The following is an 8,605-nucleotide window of genomic DNA, read 5'->3' on the forward strand; positions in this document are numbered from 1 at the left end:
CAGCAGACAACTGGCGGTCCTGCGCCGGCGCGGCGGTAGAACTGGAGACATGACCACAGCCGCACTACCCGACCTGAACTACCGCGACCTGTTGGCGGACAGACTGTTTCGCCAGCGCACGATCCTCCTCACCGGCGAGGTCGACGATGCCATGGCCGAGCGCGCCTGCTCCGAACTGGTGCTGCTCGCGGCCGCCGACCCCAAACGCGACATCGTGCTGTACATCAATTCGCCGGGTGGTTCCGTCTTCGCAGGCCTGGCCATCTACGACACGATGAAACTCGTCCCCAACGACGTGGTGACCGTGGCCATGGGTTTCGCCGCCAGCATGGGGCAAGTGCTGCTGTGCTCGGGAACCCACGGCAAGCGGATCAGCCTGGCGCACAGCCGCATCATGATGCACCAGCCCTCGGCAGGGATCGGCGGTACGGCCGTCGACATCGCCATCCAAGCCGAGAGCCTCGAACGGATGAAGCGACAGTCGCAGGAGATCCTGGCCGCGGAGACGGGGCATCCGGTCGAGCAGATCGCCGAGGACAGCGACCGGGATCGGTGGTTCACCGCGGACGAGGCCCGCGACTACGGGATCGTCGACCGCGTCGTGTCCTCGTTCGCGGAGATCGCCCCGCACACCACCGCCCCGAGAATTGGATTGTGAAGCCATGTCCCAATACACCATTCCCCACGTCATCGAACGCACCCCGGCAGGCGAGCGGTCGTTCGACATCTTCAGCCGACTGCTGAACGAGCGGATCGTCTTCCTGGGCACGGAGATCGACGACGGCGTCGCCAATGTCGTGATGGCACAGCTGCTCCACCTGCAGGCGGACAGTTCCGATCAGGAGATCGGGCTGTACATCAACTCCCCCGGCGGCTCCACGACCGCGATGCTCGCCATCTACGACACGATGCAGTTCCTGCGCCCKACCATCGCCACCTACTGCATGGGGCAGGCCGCCTCCGCCGCGGCGGTTCTCCTGGCAGCGGGAACCAAGGGACACCGGCACGTCCTGGCGCACTCCCGGGTACTGCTGCACCAGCCGTCGACGCAGGGCAACGGTACGATCTCCGACCTGGCGCTGCAGGCCGCCGAGATCATGCGGGTTCGTTCGCAGACCGAGGCGATTCTGAGCAAACACACCGGGCAGACCGTCGAACGCCTTCGCCGGGACACGGACCGCGACCGCATCCTCACGGCTCAGGAGGCCATCGACTACGGCCTGGCCGACACGCTCGTCGCGGAGTGACTGCGAAGGCTAGGCGGCGAGCAGGGTGGGCACCTGCCGGTTCGGGTTCCCGGTCGCCGAGTTCCGGTTGGCCGCGCCGAGCCGGCGCCCGGACCGGAACAGCAGGTGCTCGACCGGGAGACCGAGGGCGCCGCACACGGCGCGCAGCATTTCGGAGGACGGCTCCTTCTTCCCGCGCTCGATCTCGGAGAGGTACTGCTTCGACATGCCGACGGCGGCGGCGACGTCCTCGAGACTCCGGTCCTGGTCCCGGCGCGCCTCGCGGAGCACCCGCCCGTAGAGCTCACGCACCAGCGGCTCCTCCCGCGAACGCTCGGGGGCGGCCGTGACCAGCGTCAGTCTGCGCTGAGCTTCCATACCTCCGGAGTCTTCCAGCCCACGCACCCTGACGCCGCGGCGTTCACCGACAGCGGACAGCCGATCACGGCTGATCGAGCAGGTGCTTGCCGAGTAGTTCGTCGACGCGTTCGGCCGCCTCGTCCGGGATCCAGTGGCTCACGCCGCGGAGCACCTCGAATGTGTACGGGGCGTCGACGAAGCGGGAGGTCAGCTTCGGCCCCACCGGACCGATCGCAGTATCGCCGTCGCTCCACACGAACAGCGTGGGCACCCGGACCTTCCGGGAGGCCGATCGGGGCGAGATGAACGGCATTGCGCGATACCAGTTCAGGGCGCCCCGGGCCCGCGTCCGGTCGCGCATGGGCCCGAGGTCGCGCTTCGCGTCGTCCGGCGACTGGCCGCTGGCGACCAGGGCCCGGTAGCCGAAGCCGTCCGGGGTGAGCACCCGCTCCGGGATCCAGGGCAGCTGGAACGCGAACATGTACCAGGACTTCAGGATCTGACGGCTGGTGAGCATCGCGCGTACGAACGCCGCCGGGTGCGGCACCGACAGCGCCGTCAGCGTCCGGACCCGGTCCGGGCGTTCTGCGGCGAGACCCCAGGCCACGGCCGCGCCCCAATCGTGTCCGACCACGTGCGCCGGGCCGAGGCCTGCCCGGTCGATGAGCGCGACGACGTCCGCGATCAGTTCCGCGCTGCGGTACGCCCGGCGGGCGCGGGGCCTGGCACCGGGCGAATAGCCGCGCTGGTCCGGGGCCAGGGTGCGGAAACCGCGCCGGTGCAGCAGCGGCGCCAGCGCATCCCACGACCGCGAGTCCTGCGGAAACCCGTGCAACAGCACCACCGGTGTGCCGTCGATCGGGCCGTCGTCGCGGACGTCGAACACCAGTCCGTCGCGGGTGAACGTGCCGATCCGCTCCGTGCGACTCATCCGACGATCGTCTCACGCTCGCTGCGGTCTGCGGCCGACTCTCCGGCGCGGAGGAAGCGTCCGGTCTTGGTCACGCCGAATCCACCGGTGAATTCGCCGTCGCGGTAGACGAGCCTGCCGTTGATCACCGTCGCGACCGCGGCGCCGTCGCTGCGGTTCACCATCCGCCGCAACCCGCCGTATTCGGGGACCTCCGCCTCGAACAATCCGTCCACCGTGGAGTCGAGACCCGCCGGGTCGACGACGACCAGATCGGCGCGGTCACCTTCGCGGAGGTGGCCGGCGTCGATGCCGTACCAGTCGGCCAGCTCGCCCGTCAGCCGGTGAACGGCCCGCTCGACGGTCAGGAACGGCTTGCGGTCGGACTGCGCGTCCTTGACCTTCTTCAGCAACCGGATCGGGTAGTTGTAGAACGCCATGTTGCGCAGGTGGGCGCCGGCGTCGCCGAATCCCATCTGCACCCCGGAACTGGCCGCGAGCTTCTTCGCGAACCTGGGGCGATGGTTGGCGATGGTGGTCCGCCACCGCAGGTCGGTGCCGTACTTCACGACGAGATCGAGGTACGCGTCGACCGGGTGCACACCGCCGAGGTCACCCACGGCGCCGAACGTCTTGCCGATCAGCGTCTCGTCAGGGCACCCGACGATTTCGGCGTCGTAGAAGTTGCGGTGCCAGATGCGGGGGCTGAACTTGTTGTCGTAGTCCTTGCGGAACCGGCGTCGGTAGGACTCGTCCTGCAGTAGGGCATTTCGCTCCACCTGGTCCTCGAGGTGCAGTGCCGCCGCGCCGGCGCCGAATTCCTCGAACACCACGAGGTCGATCCCGTCCGCGTAGACGGTGAACGGCACCGGCAGGTGCTGCCACTTGAAATCGGTCTTGGCGAAGCGGTTCAGCAGCGGCGCCGCGGCGAGCATGAAGTACACGATCGGCGGGTAGGCCTTCGAGTCCGCGGCCGACAGCAGCGACGTCTTGAGGGGCTTGCGCCGCCCGAGGCCCGAACTCTCCGTGAAGAATCCGGCGATGTTCGGATGCAGGTTGATTGTCGGTGCGCTCTGCAGGATCTTGCCGCGCTCGCGCAGGATGCGATTGAGGAAGCGGAACTCCTTCCACCGCGCGTACGTGGACGGCAATGAGCGCGAACGGTATTCGTCACCGTCGATCTTGTCGAGTGCGTTCGTCATCGAGGAGAGGCCGAGGAAGCCGGCATCGACGGCGTCGGTGAGCATCGCACCCATCTGCTCGAGTTCGCGCGCGGTCGGCTCGATCCGCTTGTCGGTGCCGCGGCCGAGACCGAGGACGTGGGTGCGGATGTCGGAGTGCCCGATGAACCCGGCGATGTTGGGGCCGAGCGGCAACGACTCGAGTGCCTCGACGTACTCCGCCGGGTTCTGCCAGATCTTGTTTTCCTCCAGGATCCCGAGCACGGAGTCGTGCGGCACGGCCTCGACCCTGCTGAACAGGTCGGCGCACTCGCGCGGCGTCGAATACACGGTGGAGAGGGAGCAGTTTCCGAGGACGACGGTGGTCACGCCGTGTCGTACCGACTCCGGCAGGCCGGGGCTGACGAGCACCTCCGCGTCGTAGTGGGTGTGCACGTCGACGAATCCGGGGAGCACCCACTTGCCTGCGGCGTCGATGACCTCGGTGTCAGGTCCGACGGGCAGCGGGCGGGTCGATGCCCGGACGACGATTCCGTCGCGGATGCCGAGATTGCGTCGCAGCGGCGCGGATCCGGTTCCGTCGAACCACAGCCCACCATTGACGACCACATCGAAATCCGGCATTGTTGTGCTCCTCACACTCAGTATGTGTAACCCGAGGTTACGTATGTGGTTGAGTAAAAGTCAATGGACGGTTCGGGCGATCCTCAATAGAGTGCAGGGGTGGCCGCCGCACCCCGCTCTCCCGAAGATCGGCGCGCGCAGATCCTCGACGTGGCCGTCCGACTCCTCGAGACGGTGCCGTTCGACGACCTCTCGATCGACCAGGTGGCGGCCGAGGCGGGCGTCTCGGCACCACTGCTGTTCCACTACTTCAAGAACAAGCAGGGCTTTCGCAACGCCGTCCTCGAAGCCTCGGCCTCCGAACTGCAGCGGCGGATGACACCCGACGCGACGCTCCCGCTATACGGGCAACTCCGGGCAGGCGTCGAAACGTTCGCGGACGCGGTGATCGAGCACCCCACCATCTATCTCGCGGTCATGCGGATGGCCGGGAGCGGCGACGAGAGGATGCGGCAGATCTACCGCGGCATGCGTCGGACGTTCACCAGGTGGATCGGCGTGTCGCTGGCCGAGTTCGGCGTGCCGACGACGCCCGCGCTCGAGGCCGCGATCTCGGGCTGGCAGGCGTTCATGGAGGAGATCGTGCTGTCCTGGCTCGACGAGCCGACCATGGAACGCACCGAGATGATCGACCTCTGCGAACGCGCCTTCTACCACCTGCTTCCCGCAGCAGGCGTCGACGTCGACACACTCGACACGACACGCTGAACCGGATCGCGATCGGAGTCCGGGTTCACAGGAACCTTCCAGCCGCCTCCCAGCCGGGTGACGCCCCCACGCGAGAACGTTGTCAGGACAGCAACTCGCGAAGGGACCACCTGATGACTGCCGTTCTCACTCCGGCTCCGCCACGGAGAACAGGATCGCCCGGCCACCGCGCCGAGTCGGAATCGTGGATCCGCCGGCGCGGTTCCGCACTCGCCGTCACCGCACTACTCGCCGCCACCGCGGCGCTGTACCTGTGGGATCTCACCTCGAGCGGCTACGCCAACAGTTTCTATGCCGCGGCAGCGCAGGCTGGTTCGCAGAGTTGGAAGGCGTGGTTCTTCGGCTCGCTCGACACCTCGAATTTCATCACGGTCGACAAACCGCCCGCGTCGCTGTGGGTGATGGGACTGTCCGGACGGATCTTCGGGTTCTCCAGCGCCAGCCTCCTCGTCCCCCAGGCCCTGATGGGGGTCGGGTCGGTCACCCTCGTCTACGCGGCCGTCACCCGCGTCACGAACAGTGGCGCCGGGTTGATCGCCGGCGCCGTTCTCGCCGCAACTCCCGCGGCCGCCTTGATGTTTCGCTTCGACAACCCCGACGCTTTGCTCGTGCTCCTGATGACCGCGGCCGGATATTTCGTGGTCCGCGCGATCGAGACGGAGACCGGCCGCCGCGCCGCGATGTGGATCACCCTCACCGGGGTCGCGCTCGGCTTCGCGTTCCTCACCAAGATGTTGCAGGGCCTGATGGTGCTGCCCGCGTTCGGTCTGGCCTATCTGGTTGCCGGACATGCCCGGTTGCGGTTTCGCCTGCTGCACCTGGCCGGGGGTGTCGCCGCCGTCGTCGCCGCGGCCGGATGGTGGGTTCTCGCCGTGTGGCTGTGGCCCGCGGACTCGCGCCCCTACATCGGCGGTTCCACCGACAACAGCGTCATGGATCTGGTGCTCGGCTACAACGGACTCGGCCGGATCTTCGGAAACACCGGCGGTGGTGGCGGCGGAATGGCCGGCGGAAGTGCGGGATCGAGTTTCGGCGGGAGCACCGGGCTGGATCGCCTGTTCGGCAGCGAGATGGGCATCGAGATCTCGTGGCTGATCCCGGCGGCGCTGGTCGCCCTGGTCTTCGGGTTGCTCGCCCGTGGACGCGCTCCGCGGACGGACCGCGTGCGGGCCTCCCTGATCGCGTGGGGTGGCTGGTTCCTCGTCACGGGACTGATCTTCAGCTACATGTCCGGCACCATCCACCCGTACTACACGGTGGCGCTCGCCCCCGCGATCGCCGGGATGATCGGCACCGGCGGGTACGCCCTGTGGCAGAAGCGCGGCAGCATTCTCGGACGGTTCGGTCTCGCATTCATGATGGTGGCCGCAGGTGCGTGGGGCTGGGTCCTGTTGCACCGCAACACCGAGTGGATGCCCGCCCTGAAGTGGGTCCTGCTCGCCGGCACCGTTCTCGGCGCCGCCCTGCTCGCGCTCGGCGACGGGAACCGCGTCCGGAAACTCGCCGTCACCGGCGTGCTGCTGGGCTCGCTCGCCGGAATCGGAGGCTCCGCGTCCTACGCGATCGCCACCGCCGCCACCGCGCACAGCGGATCGATCCCCACGGCCGGCCCGTCCGGGGCAGTCACCGATACCGGAATGGGAGGCGGCGGCGGCCGGGCACCCGGCGGTGACATGGCCGGCGGCCAGGCACCGGGCGGTGACATGGGCGGCAACGAGGGTGGGACGAGTTCCGAGCTCACGACGTTGCTCGCCGAGGCAGGCACCACGTGGTCGGCCGCGACCAACGGTTCGCAGAGCGCTGCCACCTATGAACTGGCCGCCGACACCGCGGTGATGGCCATCGGCGGATGGAGTTCCGACCCCACGCCGACACTCGACCAGTTCATCTCCTACGTCGAGAACGGCCAGGTGCACTACTACATCGCCGGTGGTGGTGGGGGTGGTGGTCGCGGCGACGACAGCACGTCCGGCGCGATCGAGCAGTGGGTGGCCGCCAATTTCACGCCCATCACGGTGGGCGGCACGACCGTGTACGACCTCTCCGGTTACACCGGATAGTTCCCCGTCGAGCACGCGGAGAACCGGCAGGTGCATCACCTGCCGGTTCTCGTCGAGCGAGTGACGGGATTCGAACCCGTGTGAACGGCTTTGCAGGCCGGTACCTCAACCACTCAGTCACACCCGCATCGATGATCACTGTGCCCGGCCGGCGCCGAGGGTGCGAGGGTTGTGCTCACGGTGATTCTGAACCGACACGCCGGGGCGGGAACAAACCACGTGCCCTCGTTGCTGTGTTGCTTCATGACCGACACCGAAGAACGCGCCGCCCCGACCGGCGAGCGGACAACCACTCGGCCCAGCCTTCGGGTGATCCTCGTACTCGGCGCGATGGTGGCCCTCGGCCCCTTCACCATCGACATGTATCTGCCGGCGCTACCGGACATCGGAACCGACCTCGGCGCGTCCTCGTCCGCAGTCCAGCTGACCATCACGGGAACCCTGCTCGGCCTCGCGCTGGGGCAGTTGATCGTCGGACCGCTGGCGGACAGCCTGGGGCGCAGACGCCCCCTCATCGCCGGTATCGGTGTGCACGTCGCCGCGTCCGTGCTCGCGGTGTTCGCGCCGACCGTGGCAGTGCTGGGGGTGCTCCGCGTCTTCCAGGGCATCGGCGCCGCCGCCGCAGCGGTGGTCGCGCTCGCCGTGGTCCGCGACCTGTTCTCGGGGAACACCGTCGCCGTCGTGATGTCGCGGCTGATGCTCGTCCTCGGCGTCGCACCCGTGCTCGCCCCGAGTATCGGCGGGGCGCTCCTCATCGCCCTCGACTGGCGCGGGATCTTCGTCGTCCTCGCCGTGATCGGCACGCTGACGGCGTTGATCGGCGCGTGGGGTCTGACGGAGACGCTGCCGCCGGAGCGTCGTCGCAAGAGCAACCTCGTCGCCGTGCTGGGCACCTACAGGGGCCTGCTCGGGGACCGGGCGTTCATGGTGCTCGCGCTCGTGTCGAGCGTGGCGATGGGATCGCTGTTCTCGTACGTCTCCGGTGCGTCGTTCGTGTTCCAGGACCAGTACGGCCTGGACGAGCAGCAGTTCGCGCTGCTGTTCAGCTCCGGCGCGATCGCCCTGATCGGGGCCTCGCAACTCAACGTCCGCGCCCTCGCGCGCTGGTCACCGCTGCAGATCACGGTGTCGGCCCTCGGCTTCGCGACAGTGGCCGGGCTGGCGCTGATCACCACCGCGCATTTCGAGTTCGGCGGGCTCGTCGGGTTCGTCGTTCCCCTGTGGTTCCTCCTCGGCGGTGTCGGCTTCGTCCTGCCCAATGCCCCGGCCCTGGCCCTCGGCAGGCACGGGGAGGCCGCGGGCACGGCTGCCGCGCTGCTCGGCGCCCTGCAATTCGGTGTCGGCGCCCTGATCGCTCCCCTGGTCGGGGTGCTCGGTAACACCGGCGTCGCGCTTGCGGTCACCATGACCGCGTGCACGGGACTGGGGTTGGTGGCGCTGGCGGCCGCAGCGAAGGCGGAAGCGCGCTGACGACACGCTCGGCAGACTTTCACGGCCCATCACCCGACATGGGATGATCGACGCATGCCACCACCG

The 8,605-nt window shown here is 68.3% G+C and carries 8 protein-coding genes and 1 tRNA gene; 5 read left to right on the top strand and 4 right to left on the bottom strand.

What is annotated here, in order from left to right; all coding sequences use genetic code 11:
- Positions 1–49: 49 nt before the first annotated feature.
- Both AC1DWT_RS32225 and AC1DWT_RS32230 read left to right on the top strand, forming a co-directional pair.
- A complete protein-coding gene (locus AC1DWT_RS32225) occupies positions 50–658 on the top strand; it encodes a ClpP family protease (RefSeq protein WP_005568279.1) in 609 nt (202 codons plus the stop codon).
- 4 nt (positions 659–662) lie between these two features.
- Positions 663–1,247, top strand: coding sequence for an ATP-dependent Clp protease proteolytic subunit (locus AC1DWT_RS32230; RefSeq protein ID WP_072946042.1), 585 nt, complete (start codon positions 663–665; stop codon positions 1,245–1,247).
- A gap of 9 nt (positions 1,248–1,256) precedes the next feature.
- On the opposite strand, the gene AC1DWT_RS32235 is transcribed toward AC1DWT_RS32230, so the two are convergent.
- The 3 genes from AC1DWT_RS32235 to AC1DWT_RS32245 all read right to left on the bottom strand — a co-directional run bounded on the left by AC1DWT_RS32235 (position 1,257) and on the right by AC1DWT_RS32245 (position 4,301).
- A complete protein-coding gene (locus tag AC1DWT_RS32235; protein ID WP_206012811.1) occupies positions 1,257–1,604 on the bottom strand; it encodes a helix-turn-helix domain-containing protein in 348 nt (115 codons plus the stop codon).
- 64 nt (positions 1,605–1,668) lie between these two features.
- Positions 1,669–2,517, bottom strand: a complete 849-nt coding sequence (locus AC1DWT_RS32240; protein WP_206012812.1) for an alpha/beta fold hydrolase — start codon at positions 2,515–2,517, stop codon at positions 1,669–1,671.
- Positions 2,514–4,301, bottom strand: a complete 1,788-nt coding sequence (locus AC1DWT_RS32245) for an N-acyl-D-amino-acid deacylase family protein (protein WP_206012813.1) — start codon at positions 4,299–4,301, stop codon at positions 2,514–2,516. The genes AC1DWT_RS32240 and AC1DWT_RS32245 overlap by 4 nt, the downstream gene beginning before the upstream one ends.
- A 99-nt stretch (positions 4,302–4,400) precedes the next feature.
- Between AC1DWT_RS32245 and AC1DWT_RS32250 the strand changes: the two genes are divergently transcribed.
- Positions 4,401–5,009, top strand: a complete 609-nt coding sequence (locus tag AC1DWT_RS32250) for a TetR/AcrR family transcriptional regulator (RefSeq protein ID WP_095865734.1) — start codon at positions 4,401–4,403, stop codon at positions 5,007–5,009.
- Between the two features lie 113 nt (positions 5,010–5,122).
- Positions 5,123–7,069 carry an ArnT family glycosyltransferase gene (locus tag AC1DWT_RS32255; protein ID WP_477923777.1) on the top strand — a complete coding sequence of 649 codons (1,947 nt, stop codon included), beginning with the start codon at positions 5,123–5,125 and terminating at the stop codon, positions 7,067–7,069.
- Between the two features lie 55 nt (positions 7,070–7,124).
- Here AC1DWT_RS32255 and AC1DWT_RS32260 read toward each other — a convergent pair.
- A tRNA-Cys gene (locus AC1DWT_RS32260) sits at positions 7,125–7,196 on the bottom strand.
- Between the two features lie 92 nt (positions 7,197–7,288).
- Here AC1DWT_RS32260 and AC1DWT_RS32265 point away from each other — a divergent pair.
- Positions 7,289–8,539 (top strand): multidrug effflux MFS transporter, encoded by a 1,251-nt coding sequence (locus AC1DWT_RS32265; protein WP_072946172.1) that lies wholly within the window; start codon positions 7,289–7,291, stop codon positions 8,537–8,539.
- Positions 8,540–8,605 lie beyond the last annotated feature (66 nt).

It is taken from the genome of Rhodococcus sp. P4_B6, from assembly GCF_056402215.1.

What these genes read in the sequence shown, in the direction of transcription:
- AC1DWT_RS32225 (WP_005568279.1), top strand. Translation starts at nt 50, where the DNA reads ATGACCACAGCCGCACTACCCGACCTGAACTACCGCGACCTGTTGGCG.
- AC1DWT_RS32235 (WP_206012811.1), bottom strand. Translation starts at nt 1,604, where the DNA reads ATGGAAGCTCAGCGCAGACTGACGCTGGTCACGGCCGCCCCCGAGCGT.
- AC1DWT_RS32240 (WP_206012812.1), bottom strand. Translation starts at nt 2,517, where the DNA reads ATGAGTCGCACGGAGCGGATCGGCACGTTCACCCGCGACGGACTGGTG.
- AC1DWT_RS32245 (WP_206012813.1), bottom strand. Translation starts at nt 4,301, where the DNA reads ATGCCGGATTTCGATGTGGTCGTCAATGGTGGGCTGTGGTTCGACGGA.
- AC1DWT_RS32255 (WP_477923777.1), top strand. Translation starts at nt 5,123, where the DNA reads ATGACTGCCGTTCTCACTCCGGCTCCGCCACGGAGAACAGGATCGCCC.